Origin of the sequence: Pseudomonas sp. BF-RE-25 (assembly GCF_019956105.1) — a bacterium.
Lineage (GTDB): Bacteria > Pseudomonadota > Gammaproteobacteria > Pseudomonadales > Pseudomonadaceae > Aquipseudomonas > Aquipseudomonas migulae.
This window is the reverse complement of the sequence record NZ_JAHBDB010000012.1, coordinates 80,425-105,261: the sequence shown is the minus strand read 5'-3', so window position 1 is coordinate 105,261 and position 24,837 is coordinate 80,425. Positions and strand designations below refer to the sequence as shown.

Here is a 24,837-nt window from a genome sequence, read left to right as displayed (position 1 = left end):
CCGCATACCCCATCTCCCGCCCGACCCCCGACATCTTGTACCCGCCAAACGGCAGCGCCGGGTCCAGGGCGCTGTGGCAATTGACCCACACCGAACCGGATTTGATCCGCGGAATCATCCGGTGCACCGCCGCCAGATCATTCGACCAGATGCTCGCGCCAAGCCCGTAGGGACTGTCGTTGGCCATGCGCAACGCATCGGCCTCATCATCAAATGGAATGGCCACCAGCACCGGCCCGAAGATCTCTTCCTGCACCAGCGAGTGCTTCTGGTCGACATCAACGATCACTGTCGGTTTGACGAAGAATCCCGGCCCGAATTGCTCACCGCCGCAGGCAATCGTCGCACCGCTTTCCCGACCCTTTTCGATGTACCCGTAAACCCGTTCCTGCTGGCGCGCCGAGATCAGCGGCCCCATCTCGACACTCGGGTCCAGCCCGTTGCCGAGCTTCATGGCGTTGGCAATGTCGGCGATGTCCGCCACCACATTGTCGAAATGCTTGCGCTGCACATACAGCCGCGAACCGGCACAGCAGACCTGGCCCTGGTTGAAGAAAATCGCGCTGGCAGCGCCTGCGGCGGCGGTCTTCAGGTCGGCGTCGGCCATGACGATGGTCGGCGATTTGCCACCCAGTTCCAGGGTGACGCGGGTCATGGACTCCATGGCGATCTTGCCGATCTGCTTGCCGACGGCGGTGGAGCCGGTGAAGGTCAGCTTGTCCACCAGCGGGTTGTGGGTCAGCGCCGAACCGGCGGTAATGCCGGTGCCGGTGACCACGTTGAACACGCCTTCGGGATAACCCGCTTCCAGCACCAGCTCAGCAAGTTTCAAGGCAGTCAGCGGGGTTTCATCGGCGGGTTTGAGCACCACGGTGCAACCGGTGGCCAGTGCCGGGCCGAGTTTCCAGCAGGCCAGCAGCAGCGGGAAGTTCCAGGCGACGATGGCGCCGACCACGCCCACCGCTTCGCGACGAATGAAACTGTGGAACTGATCGTTTGGCATCAGCGGCAACGACACTTCCACGCTGGAGCCTTCGATCTTGGTCGCCCAACCGGCCATGTAGCGCAGGAAGTCGATGGACAGTTGCACGTCCATCACCTGAGCCACCGCCGCGCTCTTGCCGTTGTTCAGGCATTCCAGCTGCGCCAGCAGTTCGGCGTCGCGTTCCATCAGGTCGGCAAGTTTCCACAGCAAATTCTGCCGCTCGCGGGGGCGGGTGCGGGTCCAGGTGGAATCATCGAACGCCTGACGCGCCGCGAGCACCGCACGGTCAACGTCTTCGGGCGTGGCCCGCGGCACCACGCACAGCACTTCGCCGGTGGCCGGGTTGTGCAGTGGCATGGTCTGGCCGTCGGCAGCCTCGACCCAGTCGCCGCCGATAAGCATGCGCGGGGCGCGCTGGATGAACGCCGAGGTGGCGGGAAGCAGGTAGGGGAGCGTCATGGCGAGGCCTCTTGTTGTTCGTGAGAACGAGGCTTTCGCAATGGCTGTGCCAACTGTCTGGAAGGGCCGGATAGCCCTTTGGCGGCGGGCGCGGGATGAAATTCGGGGCCGTCGGGTTCCGCTGTGTTGTCGCAAATCGCGACGGCGGCTGAGATTCAAGAGACGGTTTTTTCAGCTCTGGCCAACGATGCGGCCTGAGCTGATTCGGGCACTCCGCCCCTGTTGTCGGAATCAGGCCGTCACGTCGATCTTATTGCGCTCGGCCAGCATCTGCGCTTCTGTTGCTTGCGTCATCCGCTCGCCTTTACTCCACAACTGCGAAGAGAAGAAGCCGTTCAGGGTTTCAGCGTTTGGCACCGAGCCTTTCTTCAAGAACAGGGCGCCCAGATCGATGGTGCTGGCGAAGTTTTCCTTGTTCAGGTTGTACCCGCCCACGTAGCTGCCGCCCCATACAGAGTCGGCGGCCACCAGGTCGATAGAGGCGTCGCGGTAACTGCTGGCTGCCGATTTCAGCGAACTGGAGGCATTCAGCAGATTGTTCAGCCGATTCATGTCGGAAGAACTGAGCTGGCCTGAACTGTTGAGGGCTTTGAGGCTTCCATCCGCTTGAATGGTGAAGCCGAATTTTTTGTCGGCGAGATCCGGATAGGCGTGGGCCAACGCGGACTGGAACTCTTCGAATGAGGATTTCAGCGATTGGTGGGCGTTTTTGTGCCGCTCGGCAACCTGCGGGAAGTCAGGTGACTGGGTGCGGCCGATCCAGGTCTCGATCGACTCCATGGTCGGACTGGGTGCCGGGGCTTCATCGCTTGGGTGGTAAATCGCTGCCGGATTGATGTTGACCGCTGTTTTCTGCAGGTCTTCACTCAGCGTTTTCGCGGTCAGTGGTTGGCTGGACTGGCTGAGCTGAGCGGCCGATGGCTGGATCAAGGCAGCATTTAAAGAAATTGCCATGTCGTCATTCCCTTAACGTTTGGTGTAGCAGGTTATCGGCGCAAAGCGCGATAACTTGAGCGCCGATGACCACCCGTCGAGACGACGAGCAACCGGGTTGCGCCCTTGAGCCCCCCACCTTTGGGGAATAGAATTTTCAGGCTCGGTGGTGAAATGACGGAGCATTTCCCCTGCTATACATCTGGCGTAAGGGAGGTTGCGATGTTCCTTTCAACCCTGGAAATTCAAAGCATCATCGAACACAGTTTTCTACCCGCCGTCTGCACCTGCAACATGGAAGCGGACCAGTCCATGACGATCCGGGTCTGTGACTGCATGACGGGCAAAGTGGACCTGATCGCCACCCACGTTCCGGTGTGGACACTGGACAGTCCCCATGCCATCGCCACACTGGTGGCGGACATGCGCCAGGAAATCGAGGCGCACAAGAGTATTCATCCCACCTATTCCATCTGAACCGGCGACAAGCCGCACCGTTGAAGGCCGGTGCGGCTCGCGTCAGGCAATCAGGCTGCTATTTTCCGGGAAATCTCATCGAACGTGTTGCTATCAACGGCGGCCAGCAGCTTTTTGTCGTCTTTCAGCGTTGCCAGAAAGGTCACTTCAGTTTCTTTTCCGGCCAGCATGAAACCGGCAATCGCGCCGATGGGCCCCAGCAGCATGGCCCCGGCGACGCCAAAGCCGATGGCGTCCTTGATGTTGTTGATCGACTCTTCGTTGGCGACTTCCACGCTTTTGAACGAGGAGAGTGGCAGGGTGATGCCGGGCCACGGGTGAAGCGACGTTCTCAAGGTGAAAACGCCGTCTCTGTACTCTCCGTCACCCTGCAGAAAGTCCCCCGCCAGGACAGTGATGTTTGCCATTTCGTTATCCCCTGAACGGCAATTGGTGAACAACCATTTCGCCCCCGCACGGGCCTGTCGTCAATCGTCGTGCGATGAGCTGTCCCGGTTAAGGCATCTATGCTTGTCTCAGACTGCAACAACTGTCGCGATATTAGACGCACGCGCTCTCGATCAAGCATGGCCAATCGCATTCAACTTCACGCAAACGCTTGATAAAAAAGGTAATCGGCAAGCTGGCACGCTCCGTGTATTGCTCATCGCAGACGTTTCTCTTGCCTCCGTCTGCGGTGCGCCGCCGGCGGCAGAAACCATAAAAACGATAAGCCACAAAAATAAGAAAGCACCGTGCGAGGTTCGACGTTGATGAAGAGAAAACTCCGATCAGGCCTGAGCGTCAGTCTGCTGGCCGTGGCCGCGTGTGTGGCGCTGCATTCGCCTGACAGCCTGGCAGCCCGCGACGCCCAGACCATCCTCAAGGAAACCTGTCAGGGCTGTCACACCCCTGAAGCCGAAAATACCCTGAGCCGCATCAGCCACCAGCGCAAAACCCCGGAAGGCTGGCTGATGAGCATCGCCCGGATGCAGACCATGCATGGTTTGCAGATCAGTGATGACGACCGCCGTACGCTGGTCAAATACCTGGCCGACACCCAGGGCCTGGCGCCAAGCGAGACGGACGGCGTGCGTTACGCGCTGGAGCGTCGACTCAATACCGTCGAGAAGTTCGACGACCAGACCAGCCAGATGTGCGGTCGCTGCCACTCCGGTGCGCGGGTCGCCTTGCAACGGCGTCCGGCCCAGGAATGGGAGCGCCTGGTGAACTTCCACCTCGGCCAATGGCCGTCCCTCGAATACCAGGCATTGGCCCGTGACCGCGACTGGTTCGACATTGCCCGTAAAGACATGGTGCCGCTGTTGGCCAAGCGTTATCCGCTGGACAACCCGGCCTGGAAAAAATGGCTGAGCGCAGCACCCAAAGCCGAAGCGTTTGCCGGTGACTGGAGCTTCAGCGGCCACTTGCCGGGCAAAGGTGAACTGGCCGGGGTGATGAGCGTGACCGCCGCTGGCGATGACACCTTCAAGGTCAGCGTCAAAGGCCAATACGCCGACGGCACGCCGTTCAATGGCGACGGCAGCGCGATTCTCTACACCGGCTACGAATGGCGCGGCAACGTGACCATCGACGGCGTGACCATGCGCCAGGTGTTCGCCGCCCAAGGCAATGCGATGCAAGGCCGGATGTTCGAGGCCGAGCACGATGAGCGTGGTCTGGACTTCGTCGCCGCCAAGCAGGGCAGCAGTCGTTTGCTCGCTGTGCAGCCGGGTTACCTCAAGGCCGGCAGCGAGTCTGAAGTGACCCTGATCGGCAGCGGTCTCAGCGGTAAACCGAACTTCGGCAAAGGCGTGGAAGTGGTCGAAGTGCTGGAGCAAAGTCCGCAGCGTATGCGCGTCAAGCTCAAGGCTGCTGCCAATGCCCAACCGGGGCTGCGCAACGTCACCGTCGGCACGCTGAAAGGCCCGACCCTGTCGGTCTACAGCAAAATCGCCGAAGTCAAAGTCGTGCCCGAGTTCTCGGTGGCGCGGATCGGCGAGGGCGGTGGTTCGACGCCGAAAGTCCAGGGCCGTTTTGACGCCGAAGCCTGGGGCAAGGGCGCTGACGGCAAACCGTATCGCATCGGCGTGTTCCCGGCGCAATGGAAAGTCGAAGCCTTCGACGACCGCGCCAAGGAAGACGAAGACGTCAAGTTCGCCGGCACCATGCAGGCTGACAGCGGCGTGTTCACACCGGGCGATGCCGGGCCGAACCCGCAACGCAAAATGTCCACCAACAATGCCGGCAACCTTAAGGTGATCGCCGCCGTCGACGACGCAGGGAAATCCCTGACCGGCGAGGGCCACATGATCGTCACCGTGCAACGCTGGAACAATCCACCCATTCCATGAGTTGGCTGACCGTTAACCGTTTCAGACACTTTTTGGAATGACCGCAGGCCTCGTGAAGGAGGTCTGCACAGGAGGTTGCAATGGGCGCTATTTTGAATCTGGTCGAGCGGAATCTGCACGAAGTGCACGTCGACGCCGACCGCATGCTGTTCCACATCCCCAGCAGTTCGCTGTTCGCCAGTGATGAGCTGACGGGCACCATCATCGACACCTTGCGCGGTCCAGGCTGTTCGTCGGACGACCTGATCCAGCGCCTGGCCGCACGTTTCAACGGCGAAGAAATCACCGAGACCCTGCGTGAGCTGATCTCGCTGGAACTGGTCAGCGACGGCTCGCCGCTGACCCCCGACATCGGCACCAAACGGGTCGAGCGCACCGCGATCAATACCGTGGTGCTCAACGTCAACACCGGCTGCAACCTGAGCTGCACCTACTGCTACAAGGAAGACCTCGACAAGCCGTCGGCGGGCAAGAAAATGGACGTTGAAACGGCGATTGCGTCAGTGGAAATGCTGCTGCGCGAATCCCCGGATGAAGAGCGTTTCACCGTGGTGTTCTTCGGCGGCGAACCGTTGAGCAATCGCAAGCTGATCGAGTACATGGTCGATTACTGTGAGAAACGTTTTCGCGAAGCCGGCAAGTTCGTCGAGTTCGTGATGACCACCAACGCCACGCTGCTCACCGAAGAAACCGTGGACTACCTCAACGCCCACCGTTTCGGGCTCTCCGTCAGTATCGACGGGCCGAAAACCGTGCACGACCGCAACCGCATCACCGTGGGTGGGCAGGGCACCTATGACGTGGTGCGGCGCAAGGCCGAGATGCTGCTGTCGCGCTACAACAGCCGTCCGGTGGGTGCGCGAGTGACGTTGACCACCGGCGTCACCGACGTCGAAACCATCTGGGATCACCTGTTCAACGAGCTGGGGTTTGCCGAAGTCGGCTTTGCTCCGGTGACTTCCGGCGACATCAGCAGCTTCAACCTCACCAGTGATGAACTGGTGCAGGTGTTCGCCAACATGAAGGCGCTCGGTCGGCGTTATCTGGAAGCGGCGCTGGAGCACCGCAACATCGGCTTCTCCAACCTTCACCAGTTGATCACCGACATCCACGAAGGCCACAAAAAAGCCCTGCCGTGCGGCGCCGGCCTGAAAATGCTGGCGGTGGATCACAAGGGTGAACTGAACCTGTGCCACCGTTTCACCGGCTCGTCCTTGCCGACCTTCGGCAACGTGCACAGCGGGGTGAAACAGGTGGAGTTGAACGACTTCCTGTCCCAGCGTCTCGACCGTACCAACACCGGCTGCGAAGACTGCCAGATCCGCAACCTCTGCTCCGGCGGCTGCTACCACGAGAGTTACGCCCGTTACGGCGACCCGACCCACCCGACCTATCACTACTGCGAACTGATGCGTGACTGGGTGGACTTCGGCATCGAGGTCTACACCCGGATCATGGCCAACAACCCTGCGTTTATCAGCAGCTACATCACTCCGCGCAAGGCTCACTGATATGAAACATCTCAAGGCAATCAATAACAAAGCGTTGAAACTCGATGAAGCCGCGGCCGAGAACCGCATCGAAGAAGTGGTGGCGATGAGCTCTGTCGCGGGCTGCGCCTCGACCACCGACCCGGGCTGGGAAATCGATGCGTTTGGCGGTGTGTCGTCGCTGTGCCAGCCGATGGAAGCCGACCTTTATGGCTGCTCCGACCCTTGCTGGTGGCCGGCCCAGGTGCCGGACATGATGAGCACCTACCCGGACTGGAACAAGGATGCCCAGGCGTCCAACGACAACTGGCGCAACCTTGGCACTGTCTTCCCTAAAGACAAGTGATCGGACAGACAAGAAGGATTCCAGCATGCCTAGCATCAAAGCCTGCGGCCTGGCCGCGTTTGCCGTCCTGAGCACCTGTTCGCTCACTGTTCTGGCCGATGAAAACACTGCTCTGCAAGACGGTCACGAGTACATGTTGACCACCAATTACCCGAACAACCTGCACGTGATCGACCTGGCCACGGACACGCTGTTCAAGACCTGCAAGATGCCCGATGCCTTTGGTCCGGGCACTGTCCAGCTGTCGCCGGACCGCAAGACCGCCTACGTGCTGAACAATCACTACGCGGATGTCTACGGCGTCGAACTGGACAGCTGCAAACAGGTGTTCCACGCCAGCATCACCCAGAAGCCGGGGGAGAAAGCGAGGTCGATGTTCGCCTTCACCCTCAGTCATGACGGCAAGGAGCTGTTCACCGTTGCCAACCCGACGTTGATGCTCAATGACCGCTATGAAGTTCAGCAGCCACGACTGGATGTCTACGCCACCAACGCCGGCATGGATGCCAAACCCGTGCGCAGTTTCCCGGCGCCACGGCAGCTGACCATCATGCAGAGTGGCGACGACGGCACGCTGTATGTGGCCGGGGCGGACGTCTACAAGGTCGATGTGAAAACCGGAAAATTCGACGTGCTGATCCCCAGCCGGCACTGGAAGCGGGCGAACTACAGCGCGCCGGACGTGCTCTACGTGTGGAACCAGCAGACCTATCGCCATGACTTCTCGCTGCTCTACACCGCGGCAAAGTTCAAGGACAAGAAGCAGGATCCGTTGACCGCCGAGTACCTGTACGGGTTGTTCAGCATCGATCTGAAAACCGGCAAGACCGAAACCACCGACTTCGGCCCGCTGACGGAAATCTACTTCAGCGGCATGCGCTCGCCGAAGGACCCGAACCTGATGTTCGGCGTGCTCAATCGCCTGGCGAAGTACGACATCAAGGAAAAGAAAATGCTCCAGGCGGCGACGCTGGATCATTCCTACTACTGCATTTCCTTCAACAAGGACGGCAGCAAGATTTACCTGGCGGGGACGTTTAACGATGTGGCGATTTTTGATGCCGACAGCCTGAAACAGGTGGGCAGCATCAAGTTGCCGGGTGGGGATATGGCGATTACCACGGCGCAGATTTTCGTCCGGTAATCGCGGCATTTGAAAGGACGTCTTCGCGGGCAAGCCTCGCTCCTACGGGTTTCGGTGATCCCTTGTAGGAGCGAGGCTTGCCCGCGAAGAGGCCATGGAAAATGCTAGAGAACTTACTGCCCCGGCACAGGGCAACTCAAATCCCCCTCCTGGCACTTCAAGTAAGTTTTGAAAGCCTCAACCCGAGCCTTGGTCAGGTCCGTGATGCAATTGCTGTAAATCAACGGATAAACACTCCCACCCTCAACCCCGGACGCCGAAAATTTGCACTCGGCATCCCGGAACCCGATCCACGCCCGTTGCGCGCCAATCAACTGCTTCTTGCTCTCGGGGCTGTCCTTCAAGCGCGCGGTGATCTGCTGGTAAAGCGCATTCAACTCCTTGTCCGCCGCCTTGTTCTGCTGCGCCGCGCATTGATTCATCGTGGCCTGGTCGGTGGCGTTGTCGCAATCGACGGCATGAGCAACGGTGGTGAACAGCAACGGCGTCAGCGCCAGGAGCACGCGTGGGGTCATGGGAAACTCGCTGTGACAGGAAAAGAAGAGGTGCAGTGTAGCGAAGCCTCATTTACTTGCGGTGTCAGCGCCTGAAGCCTTGAGCAATTGATCGGCGCAAGCCTCGATGTCTTCGCGCAGGTACAACTTCGCCAGCCAACGTTCGGGAATGGCCTGGACACCGTAGAAAGCCCCGGCCAACTGACCGACGATGGCGGCGGTGGTATCGGCATCATCGCCCAGGTTGGCGGCATTCAGGATGGCGGCTTCGAAGCTGTCGGTGTGATGAAAACACCACAGCGCGGCTTCGAGGGAGGCCACGCAATAGCCGCTGCCACGGATAGCGCTTTCAGGTTTGTCGATATAGTCGCCTCGGGCGATGGCGGCGACTTTGGCTTCCCGGAATGCCGTTGCCGGCAAGCGAAGTAAATCCGCTTTGGCCGCGCCCTGTAACGCGTGACCTATCAGCTCGGCGAACAACTGGCAGCACTCAACGGCTTCAGGCGCGGCGTGTGTCGTACGGGAACTGTGAGCGGAGAACTCGCTGATCCGGTTACGGTCGGGGAAGTAATACAAAACCACCGGCACCAGCCGCATCAACGAGCCATTTCCCGCTGTGTAGGGATCGGTTGAACCCGCAAAGGGTTCGCCGGTTTGCTGATACCGGGCCAAAGCCTCGCTCACGGTCATGCCGATGTCGAAACATTCCCCGGTGGAGCTGAGGTAACCCGATTGCCACCAATTAAGGTAGCGCCCCATCTGGTCGGCGGCATCGAAGCCGTTTTTGCTCAGCAGGCTTTCGGCCAGGCACAGCGCCATTGAGGTGTCATCGGTCCATTGCCCGGGTTTCAGGTTGAATGGGCCGCCGCCCACCATGTCGGTCAGGGGCCTGAACGAGCCGCGTGGCTTAAACTCGACCGTGGTGCCGACGGCATCACCGCAGGCCAGGCCCAGCAGGGCGCCGCGATAACGTTCCGTGAGTGAGGGCTGCATGAATCTTCCTTGTCCGGTCAATGTCGTCCCTGCAAACGGTAGCAGCTCCCGCCCGATGACTCTTGTTCGCAGCGCCGAACTTTGGCCCGGATGTGCGGCCGAATATTTCAGGCAGGTTGATTGAGAGGCCCGATTGGTACAACTTTAGGGTTGGACTTGTGGTCACACAGGCCTACTGTTCAGTACAGGAGGTGACTTATGAACCCAGCATCAGATCGCATCGAAAGGAAGATCCTGCTTAAAGCGCCGCGCTCGCAGGTCTGGCGTGTGCTGGCCCATGCCGAAGCGTTCGGGCAATGGTTTGGCGTGGCATTGGAAGGCAAGCGTTTTGTCGCCGGCGAGTGGACTCAGGGGCAGGTCACTTACCCCGGTTATGAGCACGTTTTGTGGAATGTGCTGGTGGAGCGGGTCGAGCCAGAGCGGGTGTTTTCGTTTCGCTGGCACCCCTACGCGGTGCGCCCGGAAGTCGACTATTCCCAGGAACCCACCACGCTGGTGAAGTTCGAGCTGGAGGACCACCCTGAAGGTACGTTGCTCAAGGTGTCCGAGTCCGGTTTCGATCACATCCCCCAGACACGCCGGGAAAAGGCTTTCCGCATGGACAGCCGGGGCTGGGAGGAACAGATGAACAACATTGAACAGTTTTTGGCTGAAACCGCCAAAGCCCGGGTGAGACAGGAAGAATGATCACCATGGCGCAGGCGCTGCCCGTCGTAGCTCCGCTGCAGGCCTCGAAACTCGCGGCTTGAGCGCTCGACACCTGAGGCGTCTAAGGGTTTTCGGAAGGGCTGGTATAGCGAATGTCTTACACGCGATGGTAGCTATGTCGTCTATTGCACATTGGATCCGATGCGTAATCTAGCCACATCAACTGAAGCACAGGAAGCGCTTCAGGATCACGGATGATCGACCATCAGCAAGGATTCGCTACCGACAGGGAGTCGACAATGGTCTTGGGAAAAACCCGCCTCTGGCGGGTTTTTTTTCGTCCGTAGAAAAGTAATTCAACCATCACACACATCAACTGTAGGAGCCGGCTTGCTGGCGATGGCGTGCGTTCAGGCGGCAAATGTGTTGACTGACCCACCGCCATCGCCAGCAAGCCGGCTCCTACAGTTGATCCCCGTCGTACACAGAGTATGAGCGAACCTGAACCCACATTGATTACCTACAAGCCGAGATTTGCTGCGGCCCGTTCAGTGATCAGCGTCCGCTGCTGCAACGATGGCGCCGTACGCCGATGAGCCTCTGCCAAAACACTCTTGGGCGCTGATTCCGGGCTGCCAGATTCAAACGGCGGCGCCGGCGCGTACTCCAGCTGCAACTGCACCAATTGCGCCGTGTCCTTATCGAACAATTCAGCCGCCAGGGTCAGGGCAAAGTCGATCCCGGCGGTGATCCCGCCACCGGTCAGCAGATTGCCATCGCGCACCACCCGATCCTTCACCGGGATTGCACCCAACGGTCCAAGCAACTCGTGATACGCCCAGTGAGTGGTGGCGCGCTTACCCTTGAGCAAACCTGCCGCGCCGAGCACCAATGCGCCAGTGCACACCGAGGTGACATACCGCGCATTGACCGCCTGCGCCTTGATGAACGCCAACGTCTGCTCATCCTCCATCAATGGCCCGACACCACTGCCGCCGGGAACGCAGATCACGTCCAGCGCCGGACAATCATCGAAAGTGGTGGTGGGCTTGAGCACCAGGCCGGTGCTCGCGGTGACCGGCATCAGGTCTTTCCAGATCAAATGCACCTTCACGTCCGGCAGCGAGGCGAGTACGTCGTAAGGGCCGGTCAGGTCCAGTTGCTGAACCTGCGGGAACAACAGAAAACCGATCTGCAACGTCATGGTGTTTTTCTCGTGAAGTGGGTGGACGGCTTCACTGTAGGCTCGTAGGATTTGGCGTATACGCCAATTACCCCACGAATTACGCCAAGTATGCCCAAGTCTATTCATGTGCTCGCCTTCACCAACGTGCAACTGCTCGATGTCACCGGGCCGCTGCAGGTATTCGCCTCGGCCAATGACATTGCCCGCCAGAAAGGCTTGCCGCCGCCTTACGCGCCGACGGTGATTGGCAGTGGCGGCGGGGCGGTGATGTCGTCGGCGGGCTTGGCGCTGGTGGCTGAACCGTTGCCCGGGCAGGGCAGCGACACATTGATCATTGCCGGCGGCTGGGGCGTTTATGCGGCGGCGGAGGATGAGGCGCTGGTGGCTTGGGTGCGTGAGCATGCGGCGGGGTGTCGGCGGGTGTCATCGGTGTGTACCGGGGCGTTTTTGCTGGCGGCCAGCGGTTGGCTCGATGGCCGGCGGGTGGTCACTCACTGGACCCGTTGCGAACAGTTGGCGCAAAAACACCCGCGCTTGCGTGTCGAACCCAATCCAATCTTTATCAATGACGGCCCGGTCTGGACCTCGGCCGGCGTCACTGCCGGCATCGACCTCGCGCTGGCCATGGTCGAAGAGGACCTCGGTCGCACCATGGCGCTGGAAGTGGCGCAGCAGTTGGTGGTGTTTTTGAAGCGTCCGGGCGGTCAATCACAATTCAGCGTGACCCTGTCGTTGCAAAAGGAAGGCAACCGTTTCGACGATCTTCACGCCTGGATCAGCGAAAACCTCACCATGGACCTGGGCGTTCCGACCCTCGCCTTGCAGGCTGGCATGAGCGAACGCAGCTTCGTCCGTCACTACCGCGCCGACACCGGCCAGACACCCGCGCGGGCCATCGAACTGATTCGGGTCGAAACGGCGCGGCGGTTACTCAGCGATACCGGCGTGCCGATCAAACGGGTCGCGGTGCAGTGCGGGTTTGGCAGCGAAGAGACGTTGCGGCGCAGCTTCCTGCGGGCGATGGGCGTGACGCCGCAAGCCTATCGCGAGCGGTTTTCGGTGAGTTCCGAGGCAGATCAGGCTTCCGTTTCCATGACCTGATTGAAGTACTTCGCCCGATCCGGCGTAAACGTCACCACCATCCCGGTTCGCGAGCAGGTCAATGCCCGCTCTTCAGCCAGATCAACGTCCAGGTCCTCCCCGCGCAAACCTTGCCACTGGGCGAGGTACTTGAGGGATCCGTACTTTTCGAGTTTCTTCAGGCTGCGGCTGACGCCACCTTTCCAGCCCAGCACCGGCAGTTCACCGGCCAGGCATTGTTGGGCCATTTCGGGAAAGCGGGCGGCGCGTTGGCGGCCGATTTCCCAGCATTTGATCAGGCCTTTGTCGGGGTCTTCCCACAGTTCATCGCGGTTCAGGCCGGATCGGAGTGGGGTGTCGATGCTGCGGTAGATGCGCTGGCTCATTCAGGTTCCTTGAATTCGGGTTTTGTTGGACAGCTCCGCTGTACCCGTTGAAGAGGGATGTTAGGTGGGGATGTAATGATCGGCAACAAACGATTTTCCGGGGACGGTGCGGTTTTGTTTAGTGCTTGTAGGTGTGTGGCCTACGGGGCCTGGGTGTTTAAGCAGGCAGACCGCGTTAACGTTCGATCGCCAGCAAGCCGGCTCCTACAGTTGACCGCGTTTCACTGTAGGAGCCGGCTTGCCGGCGATGGGGCCTTCACATTCAACCAACAATTGCCCGCTTTCCCCTCAACCAGCCTTATGGCAACTTGCAGGCCCTTGTCGAGAGCCGAGCCATGGCCAACCCCTACCGCGAACTGTTCAAAGCCCCGGGCAGCCGAGCCTTTGTGCTGGCCGGGATGATCGCGCGCATGCCGATTTCCATGACCGGCATCGGCCTGATCACCATGCTCTCGCAATTGCAGGGCGGCTACGGATTGGCCGGTGCGGTGGCGGCGACGTTTGCCTTGGCCACGGCGTTTTGCGCGCCGCAGGTTTCGCGGCTGGTGGACCGTTTCGGACAGCGTCGGATCTTGCCGGTGTCGGCACTGATCGGTGGCGGCGCGTTGTTGCTGGTGTTGTTGTGCACGCGTTTGCAGGCGCCGCAATGGACACTGTTTGTGTTTGCCGCGCTGGCCGGTTGCATGCCGAGCATGTCGGCGATGGTGCGGGCGCGCTGGACCGAGGTCTATCGCGGCCAGCCGCAACTGCAAACCGCGTACGCCCTGGAGTCGGTGCTCGACGAAGTCTGTTTTATTGTCGGGCCGCCGCTGTCGGTAGGTTTGTGCGTGGTGGTGTTCCCCGAAGCAGGGCCGTTGGCGGCACTGCTGATGCTGGCGATTGGCGTCACGGCGTTCGTCCTGCAACGGGACACCGAACCGGCGATACATCCCCATGAAGAACACCATCAGGGCTCGATCATTCGTTCCAGCGAAATTCAGTTGCTGATGCTGTTGATGGTCGCCATGGGCACCATTGTCGGCGTGGTGGATGTGGTCAGCGTGGCCTTCGCCCAGCATCAAGGGCAACCGGCGGCGGCGAGCATTGTGTTGTCGGTGTATGCCATCGGTTCATGCCTGGCCGGTTTGGCGTTCGGCGCGTTGCGCTCGAAAGTGCCGCTGCCGCGACTGTTTCTGTACGGCGGGGTGGCGACGGCGGTGACCACGTTGCCATTGCTGCTGGCGACCAATATTGTCGGGTTGGCGCTGGCCGTGTTCGTCGCGGGTCTGTCTTTTGCGCCGACGCTGATTGTCGCCATGGCATTGGTGGAACGCATCGTGCTGCCGGCCAAACTCACCGAAGGCCTGACCTGGCTGGTGACGGGGATGAGCATCGGCGTGGCGATTGGCGCGGCCAGCTCGGGTTGGCTGGTGGATGCGTTTGGCGCGCGCAGCGGGTTTTGGGTGGCGATTGCGGCGGGGGCCGTCGTGCTTGGTTCCGCGGTCCCAACCTATCGCCATTTGAAATAGAGATCCAATGTAGGAGTGAGCCTGCTCGCGATAGCGGAGTGTCAGCTTGCATCAATGGTGCCTGAGAAACCGCTATCGCGAGCAGGCTCACTCCTACAGGGGGTATGTGTACGACTAATTCCCGGCGGCGCTCGTCCGTTCTCTTAGCAGACAACTTTTCGAGGTAAGCCCGGTGACCCAGCTGACATTGCTGTGCCTGCCCTATTCAGGCGCGAGCGCCATGGTTTACAGCCGCTGGCGGCGCAAACTGCCGGAGTGGCTCAAGCTGCAGCCAGTGGAACTGCCGGGCCGTGGCGCGCGGTTCGGCGAACCGTTGCACACCGACATGCGGCGCCTGGCGCTGCAACTCGCCCAGGAACAGACAGCCACGCTCAAGGCGCCGTATGCGCTGTTCGGCCACAGTCTCGGCGCGTTGCTGGCCTGTGAAATGGCCCATGCCTTGCGCTCGCTGGGTTGCCCGGAACCGGTGGCGCTGTTCGCCTCGGGCACCGCTGCACCGACGATGCGGGCTGATTACGATCAGGGTTTCGCCGATCCGAAAACCGATGCCGAGCTGATCGAGCAACTGCGCACCCTCAATGGCACCAGCGAAGAAGTGCTGGCCAATGAAGAACTGATGAGCCTGACGCTACCGATCCTGCGCGCGGATTTCCTGCTGTGCGGCCGTTTCGAGCCGATCCAGCGTCCGCTGCTGAAATGCCCGGTGCACGTGCTCGGCGGCAAAGAGGATCGCGCAACCACCGAACAGCTGATCGGCTGGAGCAAGGAAACCCACGGCAGTTTTTCCGTGGACATGCTGGCCGGCGGTCACTTCTTCATCCATGAGCACGAAGCCAAGGTGCTGCGCGTGATCAAGGACCAGCTCGACGTCCACCATCGCCGGCACGCCATGGCCGCGACTGCCTGACCCAATACCCCCTGTAGGAGCCGGCTTGCCGGCGATGGCGGCCTGGCAGGCAACATCTATGTCGCCTGTCATGGCCTCATCGCCGGCAAGCCGGCTCCTACAGGGGAGCGCCCGATTTGTCTCCCCGCTGACACTTATTCTCATTCGCTAATTTTTCCGGTCTGCATTCGTTTTATAGGGACGACGTGCCTTTGTGCTTCCCGCCACTGATCCGGATGCTTAGAAATGAATGCTGATGACTCCTTGAAACTTGCTCGCCGGTTTATCGGGTTGCCCCTGGAAAAGCGCCAGATGTTCCTTGCGGCCCTGCAAAAGGAAGGCATTGATTTCGCCCGCTTCCCCATTCCTGCCGGCGTCGAGGCCGAGGATCGCCAGGCGCTGTCGTATGCCCAGCAACGCATGTGGTTTCTCTGGCAACTGGACGCGCAAAGTGGCGCCTACAACCTGCCGGGCGCGGTGCGTTTGACCGGTGCGTTGAACCTGTCGGCGCAGGAACAAGCCTTCGTCAGCCTCGTGGAGCGTCACGAAACCCTGCGCACGGTGTTCCAGCGCCAGGCCGACGACACCTTGCTGCAAGTGCCGGCCAGCGCGCCGCTGATCATCAAGCATGTGGACTTCAGCGCCTTGCCGGAAACGGAGCGCGAACGTGCCGTCGCCCAAGCGGCCGAACAGCAATCGGTGCTGCCCTTCGATTTGTCCGTCGGCCCGCTGCTGCGGGTGACCTTGCTCAAACTCGCCGAGCAGGAACACGTCCTGCTGCTGACCCTGCACCACATCGTCTCCGATGGCTGGTCGATGAACGTGCTGATCGACGAGTTCATCCGCTGCTACGACGCCTTCGAGGCCGGTGCACAACCGCAACTCGCGCCGCTGCCAATCCAGTACAGCGACTACGCCTTGTGGCAGCGCCGCTGGCTGGAGGCAGGCGAGCAGGCGCGCCAACTCGATTACTGGCAAGCGCAACTCGGCGATGAGCACCCGGTGCTGGAGTTACCGACCGACCACTCGCGCCCGGCGATGCCGAGCTATCGCGGCACGCGCTACGAATTCGCCGTTGACACGCAACTGGCCGAGCAACTGCGCGCCACCGCGCAGAAACACAACATCACCCTGTTCATGCTGTTGCTCGGGGCGTTCAATGCGTTGCTGCATCGCTACACCGGGCAGACCGATATCCGTGTCGGCGTGCCGATTGCCAACCGCAACCGAGCGGAAATCGAAGGCCTGATCGGCTTCTTCGTCAACACCCAAGTGCTGTGCACCCAGCTCGATGGCCATACCCGCGTTGACGATCTGCTGCGTGCCATCAAGGAGACTGCGCTCGGTGCCCAGGCCCATCAGGACTTGCCGTTCGAGCGTCTGGTCGAAGCGCTGAAACTGGAGCGCAGCCTCAGCCACACGCCGCTGTTCCAGGTGATGTACAACCACCAGCCGCAGGTTGCGGACATGTCCAGCATCAGTACCGCGTCCGGCCTGGTGCTGGGCGCGATCGAGTGGGAAGGGCGCACCACGCAGTTCGACCTGACCCTCGACACCTATGAAAAGAGCGGCAAGCTGCACGCCGCGCTGACCTACGCCAGCGACCTGTTCGACGCGCCGACCATCGCGCGCATGGCGCAGCACTGGACGCGGCTGTTGCAGGCAATGGTGATCGACACACATCAGCGGGTCGGCGAGCTGCCGATGCTGGCGGCGGATGAACAACAGGTGCTGGTGCATGACTGGAACCGCACCGCCGAAACTTATCCCGTCGAGCAATGCATTCATGAACTGATCCACGCCCAGGCCTTGCGCACACCCGAGGCGCCGGCGCTGGTGTTTGGCGACCGACAGCTGACTTATGCACAGCTCGATGCGCGCACCAATCAGTTGGCGCATTACCTGCGCGAGCAGGGTGTCGGTCCCGATGTGCTGGTGGGGATCGCCGTCGAGCGTTCGCTGGAAATGGTCATCGGCCTGTTGGCGATTCTCAAGGCTGGCGGCGCTTACGTGCCGCTCGATCCGGAATACCCGGCGGAACGCCTGGCCTACATGATCGAAGACAGTGCGATTGGCGTGTTGCTGACCCAAAGCGCCCTGGCTGGCACGCTGCCGACCGAGGGCATCAAGGTCATCGCACTGGATCAGGACGAGGACTGGCTGGCCGGTTACAGCGAAAATTGCCCGCAGGTGTCGGTGAATCCGCTGAACCTGGCCTATGTGATTTACACCTCCGGTTCCACCGGCAGACCCAAGGGCGCCGGCAACAGCCATGCGGCGCTGGTCAACCGTTTGTGCTGGATGCAACAGGCGTACGGGCTGGACGGCAGCGACTCGGTGTTGCAGAAAACCCCGTTCAGCTTCGACGTGTCGGTCTGGGAGTTCTTCTGGCCGTTGATGACCGGTGCCCGTCTGGTGGTGGCGCCGCCGGGTGCGCATCGCGAACCGGCGCGGTTGATCCGCCTCATCGGCGAGTTCGGCATCAGCACCTTGCACTTTGTGCCGTCGATGCTTCAGGCGTTTATCCACGAGCCGGGCGTTGAAGCCTGCACCAGCCTCAAGCGCATCGCGTGCAGCGGTGAAGCCCTGCCGCTGGATGCCCAACTTCAAGTGTTCGCCAGGTTGCCGGGCGCCGGGTTGTTCAATCTGTACGGTCCGACCGAAGCGGCCATCGACGTGACCCACTGGACGTGCGTTGACGAAGGCGCCGACAGCGTGCCCATCGGCCGGCCGATTGCCAACCTGCGCACCCACGTTCTGGACGCGCAGTTGCTGCCGGTGCCGGCGGGCGTGGCGGGGGAGTTGTACCTGGGCGGCGCCGGCCTGGCGCGCAGCTATCACCGGCGTCCGGGGCTGACGGCCGAGCGGTTTGTGCCGTGCCCGTTCCAAGATGGCGCACGCCTGTACCGCACCGGCGACCGCGTGCGCCAGCGTGCCGACGGGGTGATCGAATACCTCGGCCGCCTCGACCATCAAGTGAAACTGCGCGGCCTGCGTATCGAGTTGGGGGAAATCGAAACCCGACTGATGCAGCATCCGCTGGTGCGCGAAGCGGTGGTCCTGGTGCAGGGCGGCAAACATCTGGTGGCGTACCTGGTGCTGGAAAACGCCGAGGCGCAGTGGCCGGAAACCCTCAAGGGCTGGCTGCTCAATAGCTTGCCGGAATACATGGTGCCCACCTACCTGATGCCACTGGATGCCTTGCCGGTGACCGCCAACGGCAAACTGGACCGCAAGGCCCTGCCGCAACCGGACGCGGCGCCACAACAGGCGTTCGTCGCGCCGCAAGATGCGATGCAGATGGCATTGGCGCAGATCTGGCAAGACGTGTTGGGCCTGGAACGAGTGGGCCTTGAAGACAACTTCTTTGAACTGGGCGGTGACTCGATCATCTCCATTCAAGTGGTCAGTCGCGCCCGTCAGGCCGGCATCCGTCTTAGCCCGCGCGACCTGTTTCAGTACCAGACCGTGCGCAGCCTGGCGCTGGTGGCGACGTTCGACAACCGCAGTGCCATCGACCAGGGACCGGTCAGCGGTGAGGTGCTGCTGACCCCGGCGCAACACTACTTCTTCGAACAGGCCATCGCGCAGCCGCAACACTGGAACCAGTCTTTGCTGCTGACACCGCGCGAGGCGCTGAACCCGCAAGCACTGGAAGCCGCGCTGGTGGCGCTGATCAACCATCACGATGCCTTGCGCCTACGGTTTGCCGCGAGTGTCGATGGCTGGCAGCAGTCTCATGGACCACAGGTCGAAACGGCCGGATTGTGGCAGCGGCACGCGGCGTCGACCGAGGCGTTGACGGCCCTGTGCGACGAAGCACAACGCAGCCTCGATCTGGCCGATGGGCCATTGCTGCGCGCGTTGCTGGTCAGCCTCGACGACGGCACGCAACGCCTGTTTCTGGCGGTCCACCATCTGGCGGTGGACGGCGTGTCCTGGCGGGTGCTGCTCGAAGACCTGCAGCAGGCCTACGCGCAATTGACGGATGGTAGCGCCGCAACGTTGCCGGACAAAACCAGCGCTTATCAACACTGGGCCAAGCACCTGCAAGCGCATGCCCACACGCTGGATCAGCAACTGCCGTACTGGCAGGCACAACACGCCGATGCCCGCGACCTGCCGTGTGAAAATCCGCTGGGCAGCTTGCAGCATCGCCATGGCCAAAAAATCGAATCGAAGCTCGACGCCGGGTTGACGCGGCAATTGTTGCAAACGGCGCCGGCAGCCTATCGCACTCAGGTTAACGACCTCCTGCTGACCGCGCTGGCGCGGGTGATCTGCCGCTGGACCGGGCATAACTCGACGCTGATCCAGCTCGAAGGTCATGGCCGTGAAGACTTGTTCGACGGCCTCGACCTGACGCGCACCGTGGGCTGGTTCACCAGCCTGTTCCCGGTGCGCCTGCAACCTAGTGCGCAAACGGCGAACACGATCAAGGCGATCAAGGAACAACTGCGCGCCATCCCCGACAAAGGCCTGGGATATGGCCTGCTGCGTTACCTCGGCGAACCGGCCCAGCGTGAAGCGTTGCAAGGGTTGCCGGCGCCCCGCATCACCTTCAACTACCTCGGCCAGTTCGACCGCCAGTTCGATGAAGACGCACTGTTTGTACCCGCAGCGGAAAGCGGCGGCCAGGCCCAGGGTGACGATGCGCCGCTGGCCAACTGGCTGACGCTGGAAAGCCAGGTCTATGGCGGTCAACTCTCGCTGCAATGGGGTTTCAGTCGCGACATGTTCGCCGACAGCACCGTTCAAAAACTGGCCGACGCCTACACCGAAGAACTCACCGCACTGATCGAACATTGCTGCGCAACGCCGGTGGGCCAGGTCTCGCCGTCGGACTTCCCGCTGGCTCGCATCGACCAGACGCAGCTGGACGCCTTGCCCGTCGCAGCCCCGACCATCGAAGACATTTATCCGTTGACGCCGATGCAGCAGGGCATGCTGTTCCATACCTTGTATGAGCCGCAGGCCGAGGCCTACATCAACCAACTGCGCCTGGAGATTCAGGGGCTGGAACTGGCGGCCTTCGGTCGGGCGTGGCAGGCGGCGATCAACCGTCACGACATTCTGCGCAGCAGCTTCCACTGGTTGGGCCTGGAAGCTGCGCATCAGGTGATTCATCGCCAGATCGACCTGCAATTGCAGGTGATCGAGGCGGCCGATATCGACCTCGATGCACTGGCCGCCGAAGAGCGCAGCCGTGGCTTCGAACTCAGTGCCGCGCCGCTTTTCCGGCTGATGCTGGTGCGACAGAGCGGCGACGCCTGGCACCTGATCTACACCAGTCATCACATCCTCATGGACGGCTGGAGCAACGCGCAGTTGCTCGGCGAGGTGATTCAGCATTACGCCGGGCAAACACTGGCCAAGCCTTTGGGGCAATACCGCGACTACCTCGGCTGGATACAGCAGCAGCCATCGGCGGCGGGCGAACAGTTCTGGAAACAGGCGCTGGCCGCGCTCGAAACCCCAACCTTGCTGGCGCAAGCCTTGCCGACGCCGGTCGAAGGGCGCGGCATGGGCGAGCATCACCTGACGCTCGAAAGCGCCGCCATGCAGCGTCTGGCAGAGTTTGCCCGGCAGCAGAAAATCACCCTCAACACCCTGTTGCAGGGCGCATGGGGCCTGCTGTTGCAGCGCTACACCGGCCAATCGTGCGTGGCGTTCGGCGCGACGATTGCCGGGCGATCCGCACCGTTGCTGGGTATCGAGCAACAGCTGGGCCTGTTCATCAACACCTTGCCGATCATTGCTGCGCCGTCGTCCGCGCAACCGGTCAGCCAATGGCTCAATGAGTTGCAAGCGCTGAACCTGAGCCTGCGCGAGTTCGAGCATGTGCCGCTCTACGACATTCAGGGCTGGGCCGGGCAGCAGGGCAACGCGCTGTTCGACAGCTTGCTGGTGTTCGAAAACTTCCCGGTGGCCGAAGCGCTGAAGCAAGGTGCACCGGCGGGCCTGACCTTCGGCGCATTGCGCAATCACGAAATCACCAGCTACCCGCTGACCCTCGGCATCGAAGTCGGCACCAGCCTGCGTCTGGAATTCAGTTTCGACCGGGCCTTGTTCAGCGCCGCGCAGATCGAGCGTTTGAGTGCGAACCTGCTGCATGTGCTGGAGCAATTCGTTGCGCAGCCGCAGCAAGTGTTGGGCGCCGTCAGTCTGTTGGATGCGAAGCAAACAGCACAGGTACTGTTGGGCTCGCGTCCCGCCGCGCCGCAGCTGGACAGTCCGCTGTTGGCGCATCAGCGTTTCGAGCAGCAAGCGGCCCGCACGCCCGATGCATGGGCCGTAATCGCCGGCGACGAGCGACTGACTTATGCACAGCTCAACGCCCAGGCCAACCAGCTCGCCCATCGCCTGCGCGAACACGGTGTGGCGCCGGGGCAGCGGGTGGGCCTGTCGGTGCGGCGCAATGCGCAGATGATCGTCAGCCTCATGGCCATCCTCAAATCCGGTGCCGGTTACGTGCCGCTGGACCCGGACTACCCGGCCGAACGCCTGGCCTACATGATCGAAGACAGCAGCATGGATCTGCTGCTGGCGCAACCGGAGCTGCTGACCGATGTCGCGCTGCCCGAAGGCTTGCCGCGCCTGGCGCTGACAGAGGCGTCGCTGGCCGGCTATTCCACGGCCAACCCGGTCAACCTCGCCTGTGCCGAAGACCTCGCGTACCTGATTTACACCTCCGGTTCCACCGGGCGGCCGAAAGGCGTGTGCCTGGCCCACGCCGCACTGCGCGAGTTTTGCGTGATTGCGGCGGACTATTCGCAACTCAGTGCCGACGACCGCGTGCTGCAATTCGCCACGTTCAGCTTCGACGGCTTTGTCGAGCAGTGCTACCCGCCACTGTGCGTGGGCGCGGCGCTGGTGTTGCGCGGAGATGAGCTGTGGGACACCGACACCTTGTACCGGCAGATCATCGAACAGGGCGTGACCCTGGCGGACTTGCCGGCGGCCTACTGGTATTTGCTGGCTCAGGAATGGGCCGCGCAGCCTCAGCGCGACAAAGGTCGGTTGCGGCAGGTTCATGTCGGCGGCGAAGCCATGTCGCTGGAGGGCCTGAAGTTCTGGCATGCCGCCGGGCTCGGCGACGTACGTCTGCTCAACACCTACGGGCCGACTGAAGCCACCGTGGTTTCCAGCACTCACCTGTGCACCCTGGCCGACACGCAAAACCTGATCGGCGTGCCGATCGGCCGCGCCTTGTCCGGTCGGGCGTTGTACGTGCTGGACACCGAGGGTCATCTGTTGCCAACCGGTTGCGTGGGCGAGTTGTGCATCGGCGGTGATGCCGGCATTGCCCAGCACTATCACCAGCGACCGGGTTTGAGTGCCGAACGCTTTATCGCCGATCCGTTTTCCACCACGCCGGGAGCACGTTTGTACCGCAGCGGTGACCTGGCGCGGTATCGCGAAGACGGCGCGCTGGAATACCTGGGGCGCATCGACCATCAGGTGAAAATTCGCGGTTTCCGCGTTGAACTCGGTGAACTGGAAGCGCACCTGCAAGGCTTGCCGATGATCAGCGAAGCCGCAGTGCTGGTGCACGAAGGTGTCGGTGGCAAGCAATTGATCGGTTACGTCGTGCCGGTGTTGCCGAACGCCGAGTCCCGGCAACTCACTGAAACCGTGCGCCAGGCGTTGGGCGAGCGTCTGCCGGACTACATGCTCCCGGCGCAACTGGTGGTGATGAGCGCATTGCCGCTCAACCGCAACGGCAAACTTGACCGTGCGGCGCTGCCGGCACCGGAAGTCTGGGAAGCCGTGGCCGGCACCGCACCGCAAGGTGAGCTGGAAGTCGAGCTGGCGCAGATCTGGCAGCAGGTGTTGCAAGTTGCCCGTGTCGATCGCGAAAACAGCTTCTTCGAATTGGGCGGCCATTCGTTGCTGGCCACGCAGATCGTCTCGCAGATTCGTCAGCGACTGGGCCTGTCGGTGAGTTTGCGCAGCCTGTTCGAACACCCGCGCCTGGAGGATTTCGCGGCTCAGGTGCAAGGCCTGCGGCACGCCGCCAATGTCTGCGAACGCCCGGCGCTGGTGGCGGACCACTCCGGCGAACGCCAGCCGTTGTCCTTTGCCCAGCAGCGGTTGTGGTTCCTGTGGAACCTCGAACCCGACAGCTCGATGTACAACATGCCCGGCGCCTTGCGGTTGCGCGGCGCGTTGAACCTGTCGGCGTTGCAGCAAACCTTCGAAACCCTGGTGCAACGCCACGCCGTGTTGCGCACCACGTTCTATGAGGAAGACGGCCAGGCCTGGCAGCGGGTACACGCCGAACTGCCGCTGGATTTCGCCATCAGCGATCTGCGGCATTTGCCGGCCCCGGACGTCGAAGCCGCGCAACGGGCCCGTGAAGAAGTCGCCCGGCCGTTCGATCTGCGCAACGGGCCGTTGCTGCGGGTGCGGGTGTTGCAGGTTGCGGATCAGGAGCATGTGCTGCTGCTGACGGTGCACCACATCGCGGCGGATGACTGGTCGTTCCGGATTCTGATCAATGAATTCGTCACGCTGTACCCGACCCTCAACCGGGGCGGCGTCGCGCAGTTGCCGGAGCACAGCGTGCAATACGCCGACTTCGCCAAATGGCAGCGCCAGTGGCTGGAGCAAGGCGGCGAGCTGCAACGTCAGCTCGATTACTGGCAGGCGCGCCTCGGTCAGCCGCAAGCCGTGCTGGAGCTGCCGGGCGACGGCGATCAGCGTCAGGCACAAGAAGGCGACAGCCAACATTTCACCTTGAATTCGACCTTGAGTCAGCAGTTGCGCGACTTCGCCCAACAGCGTGGATTGTCGCTGTTCATGGTGCTATTGGCCGGCTTTACCCTGGTGTTGCGTCAGCGCACCGAGGTCAGTCGCGTGCGCATCGGCACCGATATCGCCAACCGAAATCAAGTTGAGCTTGAACAAATGGTCGGCTTCTTCGTTAACCAATTAGTGCTGCAAGTGGAGGTCGATGCCGACCAGGCTGCCGGGCAACTTTTGCAAGCCTGTCGCCGTGCGGTTCTGGAGGCTTCGGACCATCAGGACCTGCCGTTCGAGCGATTGGTGGAAGCGTTGCGCTTGCCGCGTCGGGCCGGGCGTTCGCCGTTGTTCGACATCAAGTTGATCTATCAGGAAGGCGTCGGTCGCTTGCCCTCCATGGACGGCTTGTTGGTCGAGGACTTCCCGTCGGGCCGGCAAGCTGCCGAGATCGGCATGGTCGCTGCGTTCTACAACGAGGCCGAACACATTCACCTGAGTTTCGAAACACCCGCCGGGCAGTACTTGCCGAGCACGCTGCAAAGCCTGTTCGAACAAATCGAGGCGGTACTGCAAGCGTTGTTGCGCGCCGACGAGCTGACGGTCAGCGATCTGCTGGAACTGGCCACCGAGGTGCAGCGCCGTGCCGATGCGCGATTGAACGAGCAGCGCAAGGCGTTGCTGGGCGGGCCCATGGCGATCAAGCGTCGTCGCGGCACGCCGGCAACGCAAGGCGCGGCGGACTGA

At 61.7% G+C, this 24,837-nt stretch carries 17 protein-coding genes; 10 read left to right on the top strand and 7 right to left on the bottom strand.

All coding sequences use genetic code 11. The annotated features are described in order from the left end of the window. Both KGB24_RS07555 and KGB24_RS07550 read right to left on the bottom strand, forming a co-directional pair. Nucleotides 1-1,444, bottom strand: a 1,444-nt coding sequence (locus KGB24_RS07555) for an aldehyde dehydrogenase family protein (RefSeq protein ID WP_223474753.1), incomplete at its 3' end; no start/stop codon positions are given. Between the two features lie 231 nt (nt 1,445-1,675). Next, nucleotides 1,676-2,398: a hypothetical protein gene (locus KGB24_RS07550; protein WP_223416180.1), complete on the bottom strand. Its 723-nt coding sequence runs from the start codon at nt 2,396-2,398 to the stop codon at nt 1,676-1,678. Between the two features lie 201 nt (nt 2,399-2,599). Here KGB24_RS07550 and KGB24_RS07545 point away from each other — a divergent pair, with 201 nt between their 5' ends. Further along, entirely contained in the window at nt 2,600-2,854 is a 255-nt protein-coding gene (locus tag KGB24_RS07545) for a DUF1652 domain-containing protein (RefSeq protein WP_008027970.1), read from the top strand. A 50-nt stretch (nt 2,855-2,904) separates the two neighbouring features. Here the strand turns inward: KGB24_RS07545 and KGB24_RS07540 are convergent, their stop codons facing one another. Beyond that, entirely contained in the window at nt 2,905-3,261 is a 357-nt protein-coding gene (locus KGB24_RS07540; RefSeq protein WP_008039921.1) for a hypothetical protein, read from the bottom strand. A 345-nt stretch (nt 3,262-3,606) separates the two neighbouring features. Here KGB24_RS07540 and peaA point away from each other — a divergent pair, with 345 nt between their 5' ends. The 4 genes from peaA to peaD all read left to right on the top strand — a co-directional run bounded on the left by peaA (nt 3,607) and on the right by peaD (nt 8,167). Further along, nucleotides 3,607-5,187, top strand: a complete 1,581-nt coding sequence (peaA, locus tag KGB24_RS07535; protein WP_008027966.1) for a quinohemoprotein amine dehydrogenase subunit alpha — start codon at nt 3,607-3,609, stop codon at nt 5,185-5,187. An 80-nt stretch (nt 5,188-5,267) separates the two neighbouring features. Next, the gene (peaB, locus tag KGB24_RS07530) at nt 5,268-6,698 is read left to right on the top strand and encodes a quinohemoprotein amine dehydrogenase maturation protein (protein ID WP_008027964.1); all 1,431 of its coding nucleotides are present in this window, start codon (nt 5,268-5,270) and stop codon (nt 6,696-6,698) included. A gap of 1 nt (nt 6,699) precedes the next feature. Next, entirely contained in the window at nt 6,700-7,023 is a 324-nt protein-coding gene (qhpC, locus tag KGB24_RS07525; RefSeq protein WP_008027961.1) for a quinohemoprotein amine dehydrogenase subunit gamma, read from the top strand. Nucleotides 7,024-7,048: 25 nt separating this feature from the next. Continuing rightward, entirely contained in the window at nt 7,049-8,167 is a 1,119-nt protein-coding gene (gene peaD, locus KGB24_RS07520) for a quinohemoprotein amine dehydrogenase subunit beta (protein WP_008027955.1), read from the top strand. A gap of 113 nt (nt 8,168-8,280) precedes the next feature. Here peaD and KGB24_RS07515 read toward each other — a convergent pair whose 3' ends face one another. Together KGB24_RS07515 and KGB24_RS07510 are read right to left on the bottom strand one after the other, a co-directional pair. Beyond that, entirely contained in the window at nt 8,281-8,682 is a 402-nt protein-coding gene (locus KGB24_RS07515) for a lysozyme inhibitor LprI family protein (RefSeq protein WP_223416179.1), read from the bottom strand. Between the two features lie 48 nt (nt 8,683-8,730). Next, a complete protein-coding gene (locus KGB24_RS07510) occupies nt 8,731-9,654 on the bottom strand; it encodes an ADP-ribosylglycohydrolase family protein (protein ID WP_223416178.1) in 924 nt (307 codons plus the stop codon). 198 nt (nt 9,655-9,852) lie between these two features. On the opposite strand from KGB24_RS07510, the gene KGB24_RS07505 reads away from it, so the two are divergent. Continuing rightward, on the top strand, nt 9,853-10,341 hold the full coding sequence (locus tag KGB24_RS07505) for an SRPBCC family protein (RefSeq protein ID WP_223416177.1): 489 nt from the start codon (nt 9,853-9,855) through the stop codon (nt 10,339-10,341). A 481-nt stretch (nt 10,342-10,822) separates the two neighbouring features. Here the strand turns inward: KGB24_RS07505 and inhA are convergent, their stop codons facing one another. Further along, entirely contained in the window at nt 10,823-11,506 is a 684-nt protein-coding gene (inhA, locus tag KGB24_RS07500) for an isonitrile hydratase (protein WP_223413942.1), read from the bottom strand. A gap of 90 nt (nt 11,507-11,596) precedes the next feature. Between inhA and KGB24_RS07495 the strand changes: the two genes are divergently transcribed. Then, nucleotides 11,597-12,589, top strand: coding sequence for a GlxA family transcriptional regulator (locus tag KGB24_RS07495; protein ID WP_223413941.1), 993 nt, complete (start codon nt 11,597-11,599; stop codon nt 12,587-12,589). On the opposite strand, the gene KGB24_RS07490 is transcribed toward KGB24_RS07495, so the two are convergent. Then, nucleotides 12,565-12,954, bottom strand: coding sequence for a hypothetical protein (locus KGB24_RS07490; RefSeq protein ID WP_223413940.1), 390 nt, complete (start codon nt 12,952-12,954; stop codon nt 12,565-12,567). The genes KGB24_RS07495 and KGB24_RS07490 overlap by 25 nt on opposite strands. A gap of 335 nt (nt 12,955-13,289) precedes the next feature. Between KGB24_RS07490 and KGB24_RS07485 the strand changes: the two genes are divergently transcribed. The 3 genes from KGB24_RS07485 to KGB24_RS07475 all read left to right on the top strand — a co-directional run bounded on the left by KGB24_RS07485 (nt 13,290) and on the right by KGB24_RS07475 (nt 24,837). Further along, on the top strand, nt 13,290-14,462 hold the full coding sequence (locus KGB24_RS07485) for an MFS transporter (RefSeq protein WP_223413939.1): 1,173 nt from the start codon (nt 13,290-13,292) through the stop codon (nt 14,460-14,462). Nucleotides 14,463-14,634: 172 nt separating this feature from the next. Next, entirely contained in the window at nt 14,635-15,369 is a 735-nt protein-coding gene (locus KGB24_RS07480) for a thioesterase II family protein (RefSeq protein ID WP_223413938.1), read from the top strand. A gap of 225 nt (nt 15,370-15,594) precedes the next feature. Next, nucleotides 15,595-24,837 carry a non-ribosomal peptide synthetase gene (locus tag KGB24_RS07475; protein WP_223414195.1) on the top strand — a complete coding sequence of 3,081 codons (9,243 nt, stop codon included), beginning with the start codon at nt 15,595-15,597 and terminating at the stop codon, nt 24,835-24,837.

Coding starts and splice junctions, on each gene's coding strand:
- KGB24_RS07475 (WP_223414195.1), top strand. CDS start 15,595: ATGAATGCTGATGACTCCTTGAAACTTGCTCGCCGGTTTATCGGGTTG.
- inhA (WP_223413942.1), bottom strand. CDS start 11,506: ATGACGTTGCAGATCGGTTTTCTGTTGTTCCCGCAGGTTCAGCAACTG.
- KGB24_RS07540 (WP_008039921.1), bottom strand. CDS start 3,261: ATGGCAAACATCACTGTCCTGGCGGGGGACTTTCTGCAGGGTGACGGA.
- KGB24_RS07495 (WP_223413941.1), top strand. CDS start 11,597: ATGCCCAAGTCTATTCATGTGCTCGCCTTCACCAACGTGCAACTGCTC.
- KGB24_RS07510 (WP_223416178.1), bottom strand. CDS start 9,654: ATGCAGCCCTCACTCACGGAACGTTATCGCGGCGCCCTGCTGGGCCTG.
- peaB (WP_008027964.1), top strand. CDS start 5,268: ATGGGCGCTATTTTGAATCTGGTCGAGCGGAATCTGCACGAAGTGCAC.
- qhpC (WP_008027961.1), top strand. CDS start 6,700: ATGAAACATCTCAAGGCAATCAATAACAAAGCGTTGAAACTCGATGAA.
- KGB24_RS07545 (WP_008027970.1), top strand. CDS start 2,600: ATGTTCCTTTCAACCCTGGAAATTCAAAGCATCATCGAACACAGTTTT.
- peaA (WP_008027966.1), top strand. CDS start 3,607: ATGAAGAGAAAACTCCGATCAGGCCTGAGCGTCAGTCTGCTGGCCGTG.
- KGB24_RS07485 (WP_223413939.1), top strand. CDS start 13,290: ATGGCCAACCCCTACCGCGAACTGTTCAAAGCCCCGGGCAGCCGAGCC.
- KGB24_RS07515 (WP_223416179.1), bottom strand. CDS start 8,682: ATGACCCCACGCGTGCTCCTGGCGCTGACGCCGTTGCTGTTCACCACC.
- KGB24_RS07505 (WP_223416177.1), top strand. CDS start 9,853: ATGAACCCAGCATCAGATCGCATCGAAAGGAAGATCCTGCTTAAAGCG.
- peaD (WP_008027955.1), top strand. CDS start 7,049: ATGCCTAGCATCAAAGCCTGCGGCCTGGCCGCGTTTGCCGTCCTGAGC.
- KGB24_RS07550 (WP_223416180.1), bottom strand. CDS start 2,398: ATGGCAATTTCTTTAAATGCTGCCTTGATCCAGCCATCGGCCGCTCAG.
- KGB24_RS07490 (WP_223413940.1), bottom strand. CDS start 12,954: ATGAGCCAGCGCATCTACCGCAGCATCGACACCCCACTCCGATCCGGC.